The 17,424-nt window shown below is 70.9% G+C and carries 17 protein-coding genes; 8 read left to right on the plus strand and 9 right to left on the minus strand.

Going from position 1 to position 17,424, the window contains the following annotated elements; genetic code table 11:
* Positions 1–17 precede the first annotated feature (17 nt).
* The 4 genes from AB0J88_RS21995 to AB0J88_RS22010 are packed head-to-tail and all read right to left on the minus strand — an operon-like array spanning position 18 to position 3,894.
* Positions 18–899, minus strand: a complete 882-nt coding sequence (locus AB0J88_RS21995) for an ROK family protein (RefSeq protein ID WP_364360952.1) — start codon at positions 897–899, stop codon at positions 18–20.
* The gene (locus AB0J88_RS22000) at positions 896–2,080 is read right to left on the minus strand and encodes a sugar ABC transporter permease (protein WP_364360950.1); all 1,185 of its coding nucleotides are present in this window, start codon (positions 2,078–2,080) and stop codon (positions 896–898) included. The genes AB0J88_RS21995 and AB0J88_RS22000 overlap by 4 nt, the downstream gene beginning before the upstream one ends.
* A complete protein-coding gene (locus AB0J88_RS22005; RefSeq protein WP_364360948.1) occupies positions 2,077–2,796 on the minus strand; it encodes an ATP-binding cassette domain-containing protein in 720 nt (239 codons plus the stop codon). Before AB0J88_RS22005 ends, AB0J88_RS22000 begins: the two co-directional genes overlap by 4 nt.
* Positions 2,797–3,894, minus strand: a complete 1,098-nt coding sequence (locus tag AB0J88_RS22010) for a sugar ABC transporter substrate-binding protein (RefSeq protein ID WP_364360946.1) — start codon at positions 3,892–3,894, stop codon at positions 2,797–2,799.
* A gap of 116 nt (positions 3,895–4,010) precedes the next feature.
* Here AB0J88_RS22010 and AB0J88_RS22015 point away from each other — a divergent pair, with 116 nt between their 5' ends.
* Complete coding sequence (locus AB0J88_RS22015; protein WP_364360944.1) at positions 4,011–5,210, plus strand: ROK family protein; 1,200 nt, start codon at positions 4,011–4,013, stop codon at positions 5,208–5,210.
* Between the two features lie 142 nt (positions 5,211–5,352).
* Positions 5,353–5,934, plus strand: coding sequence for a hypothetical protein (locus tag AB0J88_RS22020; protein ID WP_364360942.1), 582 nt, complete (start codon positions 5,353–5,355; stop codon positions 5,932–5,934).
* Positions 5,935–5,938: 4 nt separating this feature from the next.
* On the opposite strand, the gene AB0J88_RS22025 is transcribed toward AB0J88_RS22020, so the two are convergent.
* From AB0J88_RS22025 to AB0J88_RS22040, 4 genes are all read right to left on the minus strand, one after another.
* Complete coding sequence (locus tag AB0J88_RS22025) at positions 5,939–6,640, minus strand: hypothetical protein (RefSeq protein WP_364360940.1); 702 nt, start codon at positions 6,638–6,640, stop codon at positions 5,939–5,941.
* Positions 6,641–6,757: 117 nt separating this feature from the next.
* The gene (locus tag AB0J88_RS22030) at positions 6,758–7,993 is read right to left on the minus strand and encodes a site-2 protease family protein (protein ID WP_364360938.1); all 1,236 of its coding nucleotides are present in this window, start codon (positions 7,991–7,993) and stop codon (positions 6,758–6,760) included.
* 61 nt (positions 7,994–8,054) lie between these two features.
* Positions 8,055–9,611, minus strand: coding sequence for an alpha/beta fold hydrolase (locus AB0J88_RS22035; RefSeq protein ID WP_364360936.1), 1,557 nt, complete (start codon positions 9,609–9,611; stop codon positions 8,055–8,057).
* Positions 9,612–9,699: 88 nt separating this feature from the next.
* On the minus strand, positions 9,700–10,806 hold the full coding sequence (locus tag AB0J88_RS22040) for an NAD(P)/FAD-dependent oxidoreductase (protein WP_364360934.1): 1,107 nt from the start codon (positions 10,804–10,806) through the stop codon (positions 9,700–9,702).
* Positions 10,807–10,835: 29 nt separating this feature from the next.
* On the opposite strand from AB0J88_RS22040, the gene AB0J88_RS22045 reads away from it, so the two are divergent.
* Positions 10,836–11,567: a TetR/AcrR family transcriptional regulator C-terminal domain-containing protein gene (locus AB0J88_RS22045; RefSeq protein ID WP_364360932.1), complete on the plus strand. Its 732-nt coding sequence runs from the start codon at positions 10,836–10,838 to the stop codon at positions 11,565–11,567.
* 56 nt (positions 11,568–11,623) lie between these two features.
* Here AB0J88_RS22045 and AB0J88_RS22050 read toward each other — a convergent pair whose 3' ends face one another.
* Positions 11,624–11,830 (minus strand): hypothetical protein, encoded by a 207-nt coding sequence (locus AB0J88_RS22050; protein ID WP_364360930.1) that lies wholly within the window; start codon positions 11,828–11,830, stop codon positions 11,624–11,626.
* Between the two features lie 342 nt (positions 11,831–12,172).
* On the opposite strand from AB0J88_RS22050, the gene AB0J88_RS22055 reads away from it, so the two are divergent.
* The 5 genes from AB0J88_RS22055 (at position 12,173) to AB0J88_RS22075 (ending at position 17,403) form a co-directional block, all read left to right on the plus strand.
* Positions 12,173–13,165 carry a LacI family DNA-binding transcriptional regulator gene (locus AB0J88_RS22055; protein ID WP_364360928.1) on the plus strand — a complete coding sequence of 331 codons (993 nt, stop codon included), beginning with the start codon at positions 12,173–12,175 and terminating at the stop codon, positions 13,163–13,165.
* Between the two features lie 121 nt (positions 13,166–13,286).
* On the plus strand, positions 13,287–14,240 hold the full coding sequence (locus AB0J88_RS22060) for an alpha/beta hydrolase (RefSeq protein WP_364360926.1): 954 nt from the start codon (positions 13,287–13,289) through the stop codon (positions 14,238–14,240).
* A gap of 75 nt (positions 14,241–14,315) precedes the next feature.
* Positions 14,316–15,671 (plus strand): ABC transporter substrate-binding protein, encoded by a 1,356-nt coding sequence (locus AB0J88_RS22065; RefSeq protein WP_364360924.1) that lies wholly within the window; start codon positions 14,316–14,318, stop codon positions 15,669–15,671.
* A gap of 53 nt (positions 15,672–15,724) precedes the next feature.
* Positions 15,725–16,582: a sugar ABC transporter permease gene (locus AB0J88_RS22070; protein WP_364360922.1), complete on the plus strand. Its 858-nt coding sequence runs from the start codon at positions 15,725–15,727 to the stop codon at positions 16,580–16,582.
* A complete protein-coding gene (locus tag AB0J88_RS22075) occupies positions 16,579–17,403 on the plus strand; it encodes a carbohydrate ABC transporter permease (RefSeq protein ID WP_364360920.1) in 825 nt (274 codons plus the stop codon). Before AB0J88_RS22070 ends, AB0J88_RS22075 begins: the two co-directional genes overlap by 4 nt.
* The last annotated feature ends 21 nt before the right edge of the window (positions 17,404–17,424 follow it).

Consider the following 17,424-nt stretch of genomic DNA (forward strand, 5'->3'; position numbering starts at 1 on the left):
TGCGCCCAGGGTGTGGACTAGACGACCGCCTCGACGGCCAGCGCGAGTGCGCCCAAAAGTGGCGCGTCGTCGATGAAGGTCGCCGGCACCAGCTCGGGCGGGAACGGGACCGCCCGGGGCAGCAGCGCGGCGACGGCGGGCAGGATGCGCTCGGCGGCGCCCATCATCCCGCCGCCGATGACCACCCGGGACGGGTCGAGCGTGATGCACAGGTTGGCCACGGCCTGCGCCAGCCTCCGCAGGGCCTCGTCGATGAGCCCGTCCACCCGCGGGTCGCCGGCCATGGTGAACAGCTCCGCGGCGGCGACCGGGCGACCCACCAGGGCCGACCCCTGGCTGGCCAGCGCGCTGCCGGAGACGAGCTCCTCCAGCGGCGCGGCACCGTCGGCGTAGCAGTCGTCGCGGGCGGGGTCGAGCAGGTAGCCGATCTCGCCGGCGGCGCCGTGCGCACCCCGCACGACCCGACCGTCGACCACGAGCGCCGCCGCGAGGCCTGTGCCCAGGTTGAGGTAGACGCCGACGTCGACCCCGCGCAGCGCACCCCACCGCAGCTCGGCCGCGGCGGCGGCGTTGACGTCGTTGTCGATGACGACCGGCGTGTCGCCGTACTCGTCGCGCAGCAGCCGGGGCAGCTCCATGCCCTCCCAGCCCGGCACGTTCGGGGCGAGGCGGATCCGCTCGTCGCGGACGACGCCGAAGGTGGACACTCCGACGGCGAGGGGTGCGGCGACCATGTCGCGAGCGGCCTCCAATGACCGCCGCACCACCTCTTTCGCGCTCCCGGTCGTCGGGATCCTCAGCCGGGCCGAGGAGACCACGGGCGACCATCCTGGATCCGCCGTGGCCAGCGCGACCTTCGTTCCCCCGAAGTCGATGCCGAGCACGTGAGCCGCCGTCACTGCTCGCTGCCTCGACGGGACAGCGAGTCGATGGCCACGGCTGCCGCGAGCACGACGGCGGTGACCATGAAGCGGATCGACGAGTCCACGTTGAGCAGCAGCATCCCGTTCGTGATCGACTGGATCACGAGAATGCCGAGCAGGGCCGCGTACGGACGGCCACGGCCACCGAACAGCGACACGCCGCCGATGACCGCGGCGGCGATGGCCATCAGCAGGGTGTCGCTGCCCCCCGAGCTCTGGTTGACCGCGGCGAGCCGGCTGGCCGCCAGCAGGCCACCGAACGCCGCCAGCGTCGACGCGAGGACGAACGCGACGACCCGCAGCCGGGTGACCGGGATGCCGGCCCGTCGTGCCGCCTCCGCGTTGCCGCCGATGGCATAGATCCACTGCCCGAACACGGTGTTGCGCAGCACCAGGTCGAGGGCCACGACCAGGGCGCCGAAGATGACGAGCAGCAGGGGTACGCCGCGGTCCGCGCTGAGCACCAGCACGGCGGCGCCGAGCAGCACCGCGAGGCCGGTGATGCGCAGGACCGAGCCGAGCAGGGGTTGCAGCGGCAGTTCGGCGCGCCGGCGCAGCCGACGGTTGAGCACGGCATTGCCGGTCACGACGCCGACGACGAGCACGACGATGAGCCAGCTCGCCCACGGCGGCAGCCAGGTGTCGCTGAGGCGGGCGATCACGCCGTCGAACGGAAGGTTGATGGTGCCGCCGCGGCCCAGCACGTACAGCAGCAGGCCCTGCCAGCCGATCAGGCCGGCGAGCGTGACCACGAAGGACGGCATGCGCAGCTTCGTGAACATGAGCCCGTGCACGAGGCCGATGGCCGCCGCCAGGGCGAGCGCGATGACGACCGCGAGCAACGCCGACTGTCCATGTCGGACGTGCACGATCGCGAGGACCGCCGCGCACAGGCCGCTGACCGACCCGGCGGACAGGTCGATCTCGCCGAGCAGGAGCACCATGATGATGCCCAGCGAGATCGTCCCGGTGGCGGCGAGTTGCAGGGCGAGGTTGGTCAGGTTCTCCGCGGACAGGAACTGCTCGTTGAGCGAGCCGAACACGATCGCGATGGCGACCAGTCCGCCGACGACCGGCCAGCTGCCGACGCCGCCGGGTCTGACCGCGCGTTCGGTCGAACGGCCCGGCCAGCGGATCGACTTGGTGATGGTGGTCATGCGGCGGCTCCGGTGATCGCTGCCACGATGGCCTCCGGGCTGGTGTCGGCGGTGCGGAACTCGCCGGCGTTGCGCCCGAGCCGCAGCACGACCGTGCGGTCGCTCACGGCGCGGACGTCGGCGAGATTGTGTGAAATCAGGAGCACGGCTAGGCCGCGGTCGCGCAGGCGCCGGATCAGGTCCAGCACCTGCGCGGTCTGTTCGACCCCGAGCGCGGCGGTGGGCTCGTCGAGGATGACCAGCCACGGGTCGCCCACCAGCGCCCGGGCGATCGCGACGGACTGGCGCTGGCCACCGGAGAGCATCGCCACCGGCACGGCGATGTCCTGGATGCGCACGTCCAGTGAGGACAGCAACGCCCGCGCGGACCGTTCCATCTCGATCTTGCGCAGCAGCGACCAGCGGCGCCGTTCCGAGCCGAGGAACAGGTTCCCGATGACGTTGAGGTTCTCGCACAGCGAGAGGTCCTGGTAGACCGTCGAGATGCCGAGGCTTCTGGCCTGATGCGGGTTGCTGATCTGGACGGGCACTCCGTCGCGCTCGAGCTGCCCCTCGTCCGCGGTGACCGCGCCGGAGATCACCTTGATCAGGGTGGACTTGCCGGCGCCGTTGTCACCGACGAGCGCGACGACCTCGCCCGCGCTCAGGTCCAGGTCGACCGCGTCGAGCGCCCGCACCGCACCGTACCGTTTGGAAACGCCTCGCACCGCGAACATCTACTGGATTCCCGCCTTGGCACAGGCGGCGGCGACGGCGCCCGTACAGATCTCGCTGGCCTGGTAGAAGCCGTCCTTCACGATCGTGTCCTTGATCTTGTCGGCGGTCACCGCGATCGGGTCCAGCAGGAACGCCGGGATGTCGGCCGACCCGTTGTTGACCTTGGTTGACGCCGAGGCCTGCTCGCCCTTGGCCAGCCCGACCGCGAGCTCGGCGGACTTCTCGGCCTCGCTGCGGATGTCCAGGTAGATGGTCATGTACTGCTCGCCGGTCAGGATCCGCTGCACGGCGGCCAGTTCGGCGTCCTGTCCGGTGATCGGCGGCAGGGTGGTGTAGCCGGCCCGCTTCATCGCCGCGATCGCGCCGCCGGCCATGCCGTCGTTGGCGGAGAGCACGCCGACGATGTTGTCGCGGCCGAGCGCGGTGATGGCCTGTTCCATCTGCTGCTGGGCCTTGTCCGGGCTCCAGTCCGGGGTGTCGAACTCGCGTCCGATCTGGACCTTGCCGTCGAGGATGTTGTGCGCGCCGGTCTTGTAGTCCGCGGAGCTCGGGTCCGTGGGCGCACCGTTGATCATCACGATCTTGCCCTTGTCGGCGGTGCCCTTGGCGTTGAGGGCGTCCAGCAGCGCCTGGCCCTGCGCCTCGCCGACGCGGACGTTGTTGAAGGACACGTAGTAGTCGTAGGCGATGCCGGAGATCAGCCGGTCGTACGCGATGACCGGCACCTTCTTGGCCTTGGCCTGGTTGACCAGCGAAGCGGCAGCGGCGGCGTCGACGGCGTCGAGCACCAGCACGTCGGCGCCCTGCGCGAGGGCGGCCTCGACCTGCTGCTGCTGTTTGCCGGCGTCCTGGTCGGCGTTGTTGTAGAGCAGCTTGCAGTCCGCGCACAGGGCCTTGACCTTGGCCTCGAACAGCGGCCGGTCGAACGCCTCGTAGCGGGTGGTCTTGGACTCGGGCAGGAACAGCGCGATCGTCGGCGCGTCCCCCGCCTTCGTGCCGGAGTCGGAGCCGGAGTCCGACCCGCTGCCGCAGCCCGCGGTCGTCAGGGCGGTCGCCAGCACGGTCGTCAATAGGACACGGAACACGGTAGGTCTCATGGCGTACCCCTCGTCGGAGGTTCAGGCCAGCAGGATGCTCCCCACCGCCGGCATTTGGCAAGGTCTCTTACGAAATTTGTATTGGACCTTTACGAACGCCTGTGAGACGCTGAGCCATGACGACGCAACAGACCGCGAGCACGACCAGCATGTTGCGGGTCATGAACGAGCGGGCGGTCTTCGGCGAGCTCTTCCGCCTCGGCCCGGTGTCGCGACCCGAGCTGGCCCAGGCCACCGGCCTGTCGAAGCCGACGGTCGGGGGAGCCCTCGCCAACCTCGGTCGGGCCGGGCTGGTGCGCGAGGTCGGCCTGCGCGCCGGACCCGCGGGCCGGTCGGCGCTGCTCTACGAGGCACGCCCCGAGGCGGGCTGGGTGCTCGCCGTCGACATCGGACGGTCGTTCGTCCGGCTCGTCCTGGCCAACCTGGCGGGGGAGATCGTCGCCCGCATCGACGACCCGTCCGGCAGCCGGAGCCCGACGGACCTGCTCGCGCAGCTGACCGACCTGGCCGACCGCCTGACCGCCGAGGCCGGCATCGCCCGGGCGGACGTCACGCTGACCGTCTTCGGCACGCCGGGCATCCACGACAAGGAGACGGGCGCGCTGCACCTCGCGCCGAACCTCCCGGGCTGGGACCTGCCCGGCGCGGTCGACCGGCTCTCGATGGTGTCCCCGTCGCCGTACCTCGTGGAGAACGACACCGATCTGGCCGCCGTCGGCGAAGCGACCTACGGCCTGGGGTTGGGGGTGGCGCACTTCGCGTACGTGTCGATCGGCACCGGCACCGGCATGGGCATCGTGATAGACGGCAAGCTCTACCGCGGTGCGCGGGGCTGCGCCGGCGAGATCTCCTACCTCCCGATCGGCGAGGGCGACCCGTTGCAGGAGGACCCGGCCGCCGCCCGCCGGGGCATGTTCGAGACGGTAGCCTCGGCCGACGGCATCGTCGCGGCGGCGCGGCGACTGGGCTGGACCGAGGCGACCAGCGCAAAGCAGGTCTTCGACGCGGCCCGGGCCGGCGAACCGCTCGCCCGGCGCGCGGTGGAGGTCGAGGTCAACCACGTCGCGCACGCCTTGGCCGCGGTGACCGCGGTCCTCGACCTGGAGCTCATCGTCCTCGGCGGCGGGGTCGGGGTGCAGGGTGGCGACCTGCTGCTCGGCCCGGTCCAGGACCGCCTGCCCCACCTGGTGGCGCTGCAACCGCCGCGGATCGAGGTCTCCACGCTCGGCGCCGACGCGGTGCTCATGGGTGCGGTCTCCGTCGGCCTCACCGCTGCCCGCGACCTCGTCCTCGACCGGACCGTGGTCGCGTCCTAGTCCCGTCCCTCGACACTGAAAGCGCTCCCGGCAAGGCTGGCGTCACGCCCAAGTCGCGCGTTTCGCGTCACTCGCCGAAACCGGCGCCAACCGCCCGTCCGAGCTTCCGTCGCCAAGCGTCTCCGCCGTTACGTTGCCCTGCATGCGTCACGTCTGGACCTTGATCGTTGCCGTGTTCATCGCGCCGCTCGCCTGGCTGCTGCTCGCCTTCGGGCAGGACAGGTCGCTGCAGGCGTTCGCCGACCAGGGCGCTGCTGGCGGACTCAGCGCGGGTGACTTCGTTCGGCCCACCCTGTGTCTCGCCGCGGCCGGACTGCTCTTCGGGCTCATCGCCACGCTGCGGTTCTCGCCGCTCGGCGCGGTGCTGGCGGGTCTCGCGTACGCGGGAAGCTATGTGGCCCTGCTCTTCGACCCCGACCGGGTGTGGGACCTGCTGCCGAAGAGCGCCACGATCGCCAGCCACCACGCCGACCTCACCACCCCCGTGCGCACCGGGGCGACCCTGTTGCTCGGCGCTCTGCTGCTCGTCGCCGTGGTCAGCCGCGACCGGTGGCGCCGGTGGCCCAAGCCCGAGCCCGTTGCCTCGGAACCGGTCGACGACAGCATCCCGTTGCCGCCGGCCGACTTCGACCTCACGCCGCTGCGGAAGGACGAGTCCGAGCTCGCCTGGGCCAACCGGCACAGCGGCAGCACGCCGCCGTCGGACTGGCCGCTGACCCGGTAACCGCCTACAGGCCGGCGGGGAACTCGAAGCTCGCCGGCGGGTTGGCCTGCTGGGCGGCGGTCCCGTAGACGAGCGCGATCTCGTCGTGCGCGTGCAGCACGATCGCCGCCGGGTCGCCGGTGACGGGCTTGCCGTTCACGTACGCCGCAACGGTCTTGCCGTCACCGGTGTGCAGGCTCCCGATGTGGTCGGCCGCGAGCGACACGTCCCACTCCGTGAAGAACTGCCCGAGGCTGAACTCGGCCTTCACCGGCGACTCGACGTGGATCACGCCGGTGGTGTCGTGGGTGTGCAGCGGGCTCAGCTGGCCGGTGGCCTCGTCGATCCCGACGCCGGCCGGGACGTCGACCTTCTGGCCGTTGGCGATGACGTCCAGGTGCGCGTGGATGTGCACGACCTCACCCTCGGTGCCCAGCATCGGCAGGCCGGCCTCCTTCACCTGCGCCGTGGCATCGGTGGGCGCGGGCCACGGCGGCTGGTCCGTGCGGCCCGTGGCGGTGGCGGCGGGCGTGGTCGGGATCCCGGACGCGGCGGCGCTGGAGCCGCGGGTGAGCGTGAGCGCGAGCACCACTCCAGCGACGATCAGAGCGACCAGACCCACCATGCTGTACGTGAACAGGTGCCGACGCCGCCGGTCCCGCTTGTTGGCCGCCTCTAGTGCCTTGCGAGCCGCCGTAGCGCGTTTCTTCGCGCTTCCACTGGACATGCGCGGACGTTCCCCTCGCTGCGTCGCGCGCCGGACAGTCCAGCGCGACGCTCAAAGGTGCGTCGCCCACCTGAGAAAACCCGGCAAGCCGCCTGAGAACTCAGTGTGTGACCCGGGTCATCGGATCGTGATCGGGTTGATGACGTCCGCGGCCACCGTCAGGAGGGTGAAGGCTCCGCCGATCAGGACGACGGCGTACGTCAGGGGCATCAGCTTGAAATAGTCCACCGCGCCTGGGTCCGGGCGGCCGAGTCGGCCGGCGATCCAGGTGCGGGCGCGCTCGAACCAGGCGATCGCGATGTGGCCGCCGTCGAGGGGGAGCAGCGGCAGCAGGTTGAAGAAGACCATGAAGACGTTCAGGCCGATGAAGATCATCAGTACGGTCGACCACATGCCGAGTGACGCGGCCTCGCCGCCCAGGAGGCTGACCCCAACCACGCTGATCGGGGTGGCCGGGTCGCGTTCCGAGCCGGTGATCGACCGCCACAGGGCCGGCACCTTCTCCGGTATCCGCTTGGCCGTCTCCCAGGTCTGGCCGGCCATCCAGCCGGTGTACGTGGCCGTCGCGCCGAACGCGCCCGCCGGCCCGAAGGTCACCTCGCGGGGCGCCGTGACGTGCAGGCCCACGCCGAGTGCCGCCACCGTGGTCGGTGCCGCGGTCGGGTCGCTCAGCGGCGGCCGCGTCACCGCGCTCAGGTCCGCCCGCACCGTGCCGGGTGCGCCGTCGCGGAGGTACGCCACGTCCGCTGGACCCGGCGGGGTCTCCCGGACCACGCGGAGCATGTCCGCGTAGTTCCCGATGGCCACCCCGTTGACCGCGGTCAGCACGTCACCGTCACGGAGGCCCGCCGCGCGGGCCGGTGATGCCGGATCGCCCGCCGCGCAGGCCCGCGCGGTGTCCGGGGTGACGCACTCCGCGAGCACGATCGCGGCCGGCTGCGCGCCGAACTGCTCGGACGTCTGCGGGTAGGCCAGGTTCGGCACACCCACGAAGGCGGCCGCGAACCAGAGCCCGGTCACGGCCAGTACGAACTGGACGGTCACGCCGGAGACCATCACGACGGTCCGCTTCCACACCGGGAACCGCCACATCGCCCGGTGCTCGTCGCGTGGGTCGAGCTCGTCGTCCGGTGTCATCCCCGAGATCGTGCAGAAGCCGCCGAGCGGGATCGCCTTCAGCCCGTACTCGGTCTCGCCGTGCCGCCAGGAGAACACCGTGGGTCCGTAGCCGACGAAGAAGCGGGTGACGCGCATCCCGAACCGCTTCGCCGACACCATGTGGCCGACCTCGTGCAGCGACACCGAGACGAGGATGGCCACGGCGAACGCGATGGTGAACAGCACCTGCGACATCGCCAGAACCTACCGCACGGTGAGCGCCCGTCTCCCGAGGAGACGGGCGCTCGAAAGAGCTCTAGGGGAACGGTGTCTCGTCCGGCTGGCACACCGTCCCGGGCGGCGGGGTCACCAGGTTGACGAGGAAGTCCACCCGCGCGGCGTCCATGCAGGCGCTCGGCACCTGGTAGCTCGGGTGACCGAAGCCGTCGAGGGTGAGCAGCACCGCGTTTCCCAGCGCCTGCTCGGTGAACTGCGCGTTCTTGTACGGGCTGCCCGCGTCGTATTTGGCGCTGAGCAACAGGATCGGCGTCTCGGTCCGCGCGTTCCACGGTCCGGCGTAACGGTCCTCGATGGTCGCCGGCCAGTCGGCCGCGCACGGCGCCCACAGCCACCAACCGAGCACCGGTCCCCACAGCCTGCCCGACTCGGTGAAGCGGGCGATCGCCTGCGGCCAGTCCGACAGCGACAGTTCGGCGGGGCCGTCGACGCACGAGATGGCGGCGGAGGTGGTCGAGGCCGTCATCCCCTCCGGGCTCTGCATGGCGGCCGCCGCGGTCTCCAGGGCCGACGCGTCACCGTTGACGGCGGCCTCGAGGTCAGCCGCGAACTGCGGCCAGGTCAGCGGCAGCCGCAGTGGGGTGAAGGTGGAGACGAGCAGGTCGCCGTAGCTGAGCTCGCCGGGCGGGGTGGCGTTCGGCGCCGGGATCGGAGCCTGCCGCGCCTGCTCGAAGAGTCCCTCGACGCGTTGGGCGACCGTCTCGCCGTGGCCGGCGAGTGCACACGTGCCCTCGGGGGCGCTCTGGCACTGCTGGACGAACTGTTCGAAGACCTGGTCCGCCGAGGAGACGTTGTTGTCGGTGCGCACCTCGGCGCTGGCGGTGTAGTCGACCGGGTTGACGATCCCGTCGAGCATCATGCCCCGGATGTTGCCCGGGAACAGGTTCGCGTAGGTCTCGCCGATCATCGTTCCGTAGGAGAGACCGGCGTACGTCAGCTTCTCGTCGCCGACGACCTCCCGCAGCCGATCGAGGTCGCGGGCGGTGTCGGCGGTGGAGATGTGGCTCAGCAGGTTGCCGCTGACCGCACCGCACCGCTGCGCCAGCTCGGCGGCCTTCCGCGCGTACGCCTCGGACTCCTCCGCAGTGGTCGGGATCGTCACGCCGGCCCAGAACTCGTCCTGCTCGGCGTCGCTGGTGAAGCAGCGCACCGGTGCGCTCCCGCCGACCCCGCGCGGATCCCAGCCCACGACGTCGAACCGGCCGTCGCCCCAGGCGTCGAGGTCCGGGCCGCTGTTGCGGATCAGGTCGACACCGCTCTGGCCCGGGCCGCCGGGGTCGGTGAACATCGATCCGATCCGCTGCTCGGGGTTGCTGGCGAGGTGGCGCATCACGGACAGCTCGATCTGCTCACCGCTCGGCTCGTCCCAGTCCAGGGGCACGGGGACCATGGCGCACTGGAACTCCGGACCGAGACCCTCGCAGCTCGTCCAGGCCACCGCGGGAACGGTCGGCAGCAGGGGTGGTCCGTCCGAGCGCGACACGTAGTGCGTGCCCGCCGCCAGGACTCCCGCGACCGCGAACGCGGAGGCCGCGCGGAGCCGAAAACGCGCGCGCTTGAGCAGAGCTATGGCCATGACCCACCCCGTCCCCCCGATGACCAAACTCCACTCAGGCTAACTAGCGAAACTTCCTCACGATCGGCCTTTGAGGCATCCGGAGGCCTCAGTCGGTGAGTGCGGGCCGGCGCGAGAAGAAGCGGACGAGGTCCTCGGCCGCGGTGGGGGAGAGCATCATCGCCTGGACGCGCGCCGACATCTCGGCGATCGGCAGGATCCGGCCGAACATCGCCTCTTCGTACGCCCGGATCGCCGCGTCCGGGTCGCCGGTGCGGGCGGCGAGGTGGCCGGCGAGCTCGGCCGCGTCGAGCATGGCCTGGTTGGCGCCCTCGCCGACCGGCGGCATCAGGTGCGCGGCGTCGCCGATCAGGGTGACGCCGCGCCGGCCGGACCAGCGGGCGCCGGCGGGCATCGCCTCGACCCGGCGCGCCGTCACCGCGCCGTCGCCGGCGTCGATCAGTGCGGTGACGCGGGGGCTCCAGCCGCGGAACAGGTCCAGCAGGGCGCGCTTGTCGCGGATCTTGCGATCTTCGGCCCGGATCGACACCCCGACGCGAATGCTGCCGTCGCCGAGGCGTTGGGCCGCCAGGATCTGGTTCACGCCGACGCACCACAGGTTTCCGGGGCCGACCAGGTCGGCCAGGTCCGGGTGGCGCCGGTCGACGTCGCCGATGTCGAGCTGGACATGCGTGGCCACATAGGACAGCGGAACATCGGTCAGCAGCGGCCGGACCACCGAGCGGGCGCCGTCCGCACCGACGAGGACGTCGCAGTCGGCGGTCTGTCCACTGTCGAAGATCAGCGTCCAGCCACCGCCGGGTCGCGGTGTCGCTGCGGTGAGCCGGTGCTGCCACGCGACCGTGTCGTGGGGGAGTGAGTCCAGCAGGAGGTCGCGCAGTGCTCTGCGGTCGATCTCGGGGCGTCCGTCGAACGAGCCGGGTGGCGGTGTGTGGTGCACCAGGGTCCGGCCGGCCGGGTCGAGGATGCGATGCTCCTCGCCCTCGGGCCGCGCCTGCGAGCGGAACCGGCCGGTCAGGCCCGCCTCGGCCAACGCCCGCTGGCCGGACTCCGGGTGCAGGTCGAGCATCCCGCCCTGCGAGCGCGCGGATCGGTGCGCCTCGCGTTCGTAGACGATCGCTTCGATGCCCTGTCGGTGCAGGACCCGGGCCAGCGTCAGCCCGCCGAGGCCGCCGCCGGCGATCGCGATGCGCATCCCAGTCCCCTTAGCGTACGCTGTATCGCATGGATACACCGTACGGTAGCGCACCGCTGCCCGTCTGGGAACGGCCCGAGCCACTGCCGCGGGCGGCGCCGGTGCCGTTGAGCCGCGCGAAGATCGCCGCGACGGCGCTGCGGCTGGCCGACGAGCACGGCCTCGAAGGTCTGTCCCTGCGCAAGATCGCCAAAGAGCTCGAGGTCGGTCCGATGCGGCTCTACGACTACGTGCTCAACCGGTCCGAGTTGCTCGACCTGATGGTCGACGGGGTCTACGCTCAGATCGCCGCCGTCGAGCCGCATCCGGGGTGGCGTGCCACGGTGCTGGCCATCGCCCACGCGACCCGGGACGCGGCCCTCGAGCACGAGTGGTTCTCCGACGTGATCGGTGGACGGCCGCACCTGAGTCCGCACGCGATGGCCGTCGGTGAAGCCACCGCGGCCGCCCTCAGCCGAGCCCCCGGCGTGCGCGGCATCGAGGATCTCCAGCGGGCCGTGGGCACGGTCAACGCGTTCATCGTCGGAGCGCTGCGCCGCGAGGTCACCGAGCGACGCACGGCCCGGTCGACCGGCACCGACCAGGCCGCCTGGCAGGCCAGCCTCGGCCCCTACGTCACCCGGATGCTCGACACCGGCCGGTACCCGACCGTCGCCCGCCTCGTCGTCGACGGCGCCCACCTCGAGGCGGGGGAGACGTTCGACCGCGGCCTGGCCACCGTTCTCGACGGCATCACCGCCGGCCCGCGCGGCCAGGACTGAGGCTCACGCCCGCGCGGCCAGGACTGAGGCTCACGCCCGCGCGCCAGGACTGACGCTCAGAAGGTCAGCGGCGCCGCGGGGGCATCCAGGTCTTCGCCCGGCCGGATCTGCGCGGTCCCGGCCGCGACCGTCACCCGGTAGCCCTGCACCCGCACCCACTCCAGCACCCGCTGGTCGGGCGGGGTCAGGACGATGTCGGTCTTGCCGTCGTTCATCGCGATCAGTGCCTTCAGCAACCCGAGGTCGGGCGTCCACGTCAGCATGGACCGATCATGCCCAGCGGGTCCCGTGGGCGGGATCGTCCGGCGAGATCGTCCGGTTGCCGTGGCGGCTGACGCCCTGACCGTCAGCCGAACATCCGACGGGCGCCGCCGAAGGCCCTTCGGCGGCGGGCCGCACGGCCGAGAGAGGTCCGCTTTGGACCACCTCCGCACGCGTGACCACCTTCGAGTGCGTACCGTCGATGTCATCGCCGCCGGGGCAGGCGGTATGCGGTTCTCGCCCCTATTGGGTTGCTAGGAGAACCTGGATAGAGTGCTTCTCGTAAAGCGCTTTCGAGGGTCTCGAAGAGCGGCGGAGCGGGGACGCTGGAGCGAGGGCGGGACGTGGCGGCGGATCATCGAGTCACCATCTACGAGGTCGCCGAACGCGCCAAAGTGAGCATCGCGACCGTATCCAACGTCATGAACAAGCCCGAGCGGGTCAGCCAGGCCACCCGCCAACGGGTGCTGGCCGCGGCCGACGAGCTCGGGTTCGTGCCGAAGGTCCAGGCGGTCACCCTGGCGCGGCGCGGCACGGGGCGGATCGGCGTCATGGCCCCGTTCACCTCCTACGGGTCCTACCTGCGACGGCTGTCCGGAGTGCTGACGGCGGCGGTCGAGCTGGAGATCGACGTCGTGGTCTTCGATCACGAGTCGGCTGCCCTGGCCTCGTCACCGGTCCTGGCCAGCATGCCCATCCACGGACGACTCGACGGCCTGATCGTGATGGGCCTGCGGATCGAGGACGCCATCGCGGCCCGCCTCCGGGAGCGAAACCTGCCGACGGTCGCGGTCGACGCCGACAGCGCGCTGTTCAGCCGCGTGGTGATCGACGACAGCGAGGGCGGCGGGCTGGCGGCCAGGCATCTGCTGGGTCGTGGGCACCGCCGCGTCGGCTATCTCGTCGAGCGGCAGGTCTCCGACTACGAGTCGCAGGCGATCCGGCGCCTGTCCGGATTCACACAGGTGATCGAGGCGGCCGGGGGAGAGGTGACGGTGGCGACGAGCGACAACTCCGTCGACGACGCCCGGCGGGCGGCCGCCCAGCTGCTCGACCTCGGTGATCGCCCGAGTGCCGTCATGGCCCACCACGACGCGCTCGCCGTCGGTGTTCTCCTGGCCGCCCGCGACCGGGGGCTGCGGGTGCCCGGCGATGTCGCGGTGATGGGCTTCGACGACGGCGAGGCGGCGACGGCGGCCGACCTGACGACCGTGCGGCAGCCGTTCGAGGAATCCGGCAGCACCGCGCTCGGGGTGCTGCTCGGCCACATCGACGGATCCGATCTGCGGTCGACGACGGTGCTCGACGTTCGCCTGGTCGAGCGCTCCACCACCTGAGGCTGATCGGGTACGTTGCCCGTGAGCTGCGACTGCATCAATAAAAGTGCTTTAATGGAAACACTTGACACGCCTGACGTGATGAGGTTTCGTGCTTGTAACACGAGCGCGGGAGGCGTCGATGGGGCTGGATCAGGCGGTGCGGACGTTCCTGTCCACCAAGCCGGACTCCGGCAATCCGGACGCGCCGATCGTCCAGCGGCGGGCGACCATCCACGCCGGGACCGACAGCCTGTTCGCGATGTTCGGCCGACCCGCCGCGGCGGCTCCCGACGAGCAGGACGTCGACCTCGCCGTGCCCGGTGGCAGCATCCGCCTGCGGGTCTATCGCCCGAGCGCCGAGGCCGGCCTGCCGATCCACGTGTTCCTGCACGGTGGCGGCTTCTGGCTGGGCTCCATCGACGAGGACGTCAACCAGGCGATGTGCCGGGACCGGTGCACCGGCGTCGGCTGTGTCGTGGTCGCGGTGGACTACCGGCTGGCACCCGAGCACCGCTTTCCGGTCCCGGTCGAGGACTGCTACGCCGGTCTGCGCTGGGCCGTCGAGCACGCGGCCGAGATCGGCGGTGACCCGGCGAACGTGTCCGTCGGCGGGGTGTCCGCGGGCGCGACCCTGGCCGCGGCGGTCGCCCTGCTGGTCCGCGAGCGCGGCCTGGCGCGCCTGCGCCTGCAACTGCTCGAGGTCCCGGCGCTGGACCTGACCCTCGAAAGCATGCGCGCGTCCGGCGTCGGTGACGAGTTCGGCATCACCGTCGACGAGATGAGGCTGTGCCGGGACCTCTACCTGTCGTCCCCCGACGACGCCCGAAACCCGCTCGCGTCACCACTGCGCGCGCGGGACCTGGCGGGGCTGCCGCCCACCAGGATCATGACGGCGCAGTTCGACCCGCTGCGCCATGACGGCGAACGCTACGCGGATCGGCTACGGGCGGCCGGCGTGCCGGTCTCGTACAGCTGCTACCTCGGCGCCGTACACGGCTCGCTCGCTCTGACCGGCACCTGGCCCGCCGCACGCACATGGCAGGAAGACCTTCTGACGTGCTTGCGGGACGCGCATTTCCCATCGCACGACTGAACACCTCAAACCCGACAACCCCTCAACCGGTGGCGATCCTCGCCGCCGGACGTTCCGCGATCCTGGAGGCCTGAGATGGCTCACGGACCCACCGGCCGACCGCTACTGGCCGCGCTCACCCTGGCCGCACTGGTGGCCACCGCCGCGTGCAGCGCACCCGGCGGCGACTCCGACACGACCGGCGCGACCGCCAGCGCGGCCCCCGCCGCCACCGCGACCTGCGGCACCGAGCCGGTCACCCTGAAGGGCTACTTCGAGACCGGCTTTCCCCTGCCCAAGGACCTCGCCGACGAGTTCACCAAGCAGTTCCCGAACGTCAAGTGGGACATCCGCGAGGACCAGTTCGCGGTGATCACCCAGAACGCTCCGCGGGTGCTGGCCGACGACCCGCCGGACCTCATGCGGCTCCCGCAGGTCTCCGAGCTGGTCAAGGACGGCCTGCTCAAGAACCTCGACGGGTACGCGCAGGCGACCGGCTGGGACAAATGGCCGGCCTCGCAGCTCGAGCAGATGCGGGTCGGCGAGAGCGGGCAGCGCGGCGACGGCCCGCTCTACGCCATGGGCCTGAACTTCAGCATGACCGGCCTGTTCTACAACAAGGACCTGGCGGCGCGGATCGGCATGACCCAGCCGCCGGCCACGCTCGCCGACCTCGACGCCGTGCTGCAGAAGGCGAAGGACGCCGGCATCACGCCGATCGACCAGTTCAACGGTGGCGCCACCGGCGGCCTGGCGTTCCCGCTGCAGAACCTGATGACGGCGTACGGCGAGCCCGGGCCGATCAACGACTGGATCTTCCAGAAGCCCGGCGCCACCATCGACACGCCGAGCAACCTGCAGGCCGTGCAGCACCTGGAGAAGTGGATCAAGGCGGGCTACTTCGCCAGTGACATCAACTCGCAGGACTACGCGACGATGATGAGCCGCTTCATCGGCGGCAAGGCGCTGTTCATGTTCAACGGCGACTGGGAGTCGGGCAACCTCGACAAGCAGATGGCCGGGAAGGCCGGCTTCCTGCTCATGCCGCCCGCGCAGGCCGGTGGCAAGCAGGCCGCGATGTCAGCGCCGCTGACCTACGGCATCAGCAGCAAGGCCAAGAACGCCGACTGCGCCGCGTTCTTCCTGAACTGGGTGGCCACCAACCAGCAGGCTCGCGACATCGCGGTGAAGGTCGGCGGATCGCACCCGATGGGGCCGGCGGACGCCTACATGCCGCCCGTCCAGGAGGGCACCGTCACCGCCAGCACGCTCGCGGCCGGCGCGACCATCGGCAAGGACAACGGCGCCATGGACTTCATCGCCAACGCGACCGGTGCCATCTACGCCAAGGGCTGGACGCCGCAGCTGCAGAAGCTGGCCGCCGGCCAGCAGACACCGGACGGCTTGCTCAAGTCGGTCCAGAAGGACTACGAGACCCAGGTCAAGAACTAATGTCGGCACCGATCACAGGGCGGCGCGCGCGACGCGCGCGCCGCCCTCGGGCGGTGTGGCTGGGCTGGCTCTTCGCGGCGCCGGCCATCGTCATGTACGGGACGTTCGTGCTTCGCCCGCTCCTGCTGACCGTGCAGTACTCGCTGTACGACTGGAACGGCATCGGAGCGTCCACCTGGGTCGGTCTGGACAACTACCGTCGGCTGCTGACCGACTCCGAGCTGTTCGCCACGATCCTGCACGCCTTCGAGCTCATCGTGTTCTTCAGCGGAATCCCCGTGCTGCTGGGTCTGTTCGTAGCGGCGACGATCCGGAACATCGCGGCGAGCCGGCTCGCGACCGTGGCCCGCACGGTGCTGTTCCTGCCCCAGGTCATCCCGCTGGTCGCGGCCGGCATCATGTGGAGCTGGCTGCTCTCCTCGACCGGTCTGGCCAACGAGCTGCTCTCCGCCGTCGGGCTCGACAACCTGACCCGCGCGTGGCTCGGCGACTTCGGCACCGCGCTGCCGGCGGTCGGGGTGATCGGCGCCTGGGTCCTCGTCGGCTTGTGCACTCTGCTGCTGCTGGCCGGGATGAGCAAGATCGACCCGTCGCTGTACGAGGCCGCCCGCCTGGACGGCGCCGGGCCGGTCCGCGAGTTCTTCTCGATCACCGTGCCCAGCCTGCGCCAGGAGATCGGCGTGTGCGTCACGGTGACCGTGATCGCGGCCCTGGCCAGCTTCGACATCGTCTACATCGCGACGCAGGGCGGGCCGGGCAACTCCACCATGGTCCCCGGCCTGGAGATCTACTACCTGGCCTTCTCCGAGCGCGAAGTCGGCATGGCATCGGCCCTCGCGGTCGCCCTGGTCGTGCTCGTGCTCGCCGTCGTCCTTCCGATTCAGCGCCTCACCAAGGACGGAAACCGATGATCGCCACCCGTCGCGAGACCCTGACCGGGCGGGTCCTGCTCGTCCTGCTGATGGCGATCACGATCGTGCCGTTCGTCAGCCTCTTCGTCACGGCGCTGCACCCCTCCGGCACGTACCCGTCAGGACTCTCCTGGCCCGACGACCCGCAGTGGGGCAACTTCGTCGACGCGTTCCAGGCCGCCAGCATGGGCAAGCTCCTGCTGTCCAGCAGCCTCATCGTGCTCGGGGTCGTCCCGGCGTCGCTGCTGTTCGGCACCCTGGCCGGCTTCGCCTTCGGGCACCTGCGGATGCCCGGCCACCGGATCGGCTTCCTGGTCTTCGTGCTGGGCCTCACCCTGCCCTTCGAGGGGATCATCACGCCGCTCTACTACCAGGTCCGCGACATGGGGCTGCTCAACACCCGGTGGGCGATCATCCTGCCGCTCGTCGGGCTGTTCATGCCGTTCGCGGTGATCTGGATGCGCGCCCACTTCGTCACCATGCCCGAGGACCTCTCCGAGGCCGCGCGCATCGACGGCGCCGGCACGTGGCAGCTGTTCTGGCGGGTGCACGTACCCCTGGCCATGCCCGCTCTGTCGTCCCTGGCCATCCTGTTGTTCCTCTGGACGTGGAACCAGTTCCTGCTGGCCATCGTCCTGGTCGACGATCCCGCCAAGCGGACCATGGCCGGTGCGCTCGGCGCGTTCCAGGGCCAGTGGGGCACGGACATCCCGCTGCTGTGCGCCGGCGCGCTCCTGATCCTGGTGCCGACGCTGACCGTCTTCCTCGTCTTCCAGCGCCGCTTCGTCGCCGCGCTGCTGCAGGGTTCGATCAAGGGCTGATGCATGTACGCACCGAACCGG

The organism is Asanoa sp. NPDC049475 (assembly GCF_040676915.1).
Taxonomy (GTDB): Bacteria; Actinomycetota; Actinomycetes; order Mycobacteriales; family Micromonosporaceae; genus Asanoa.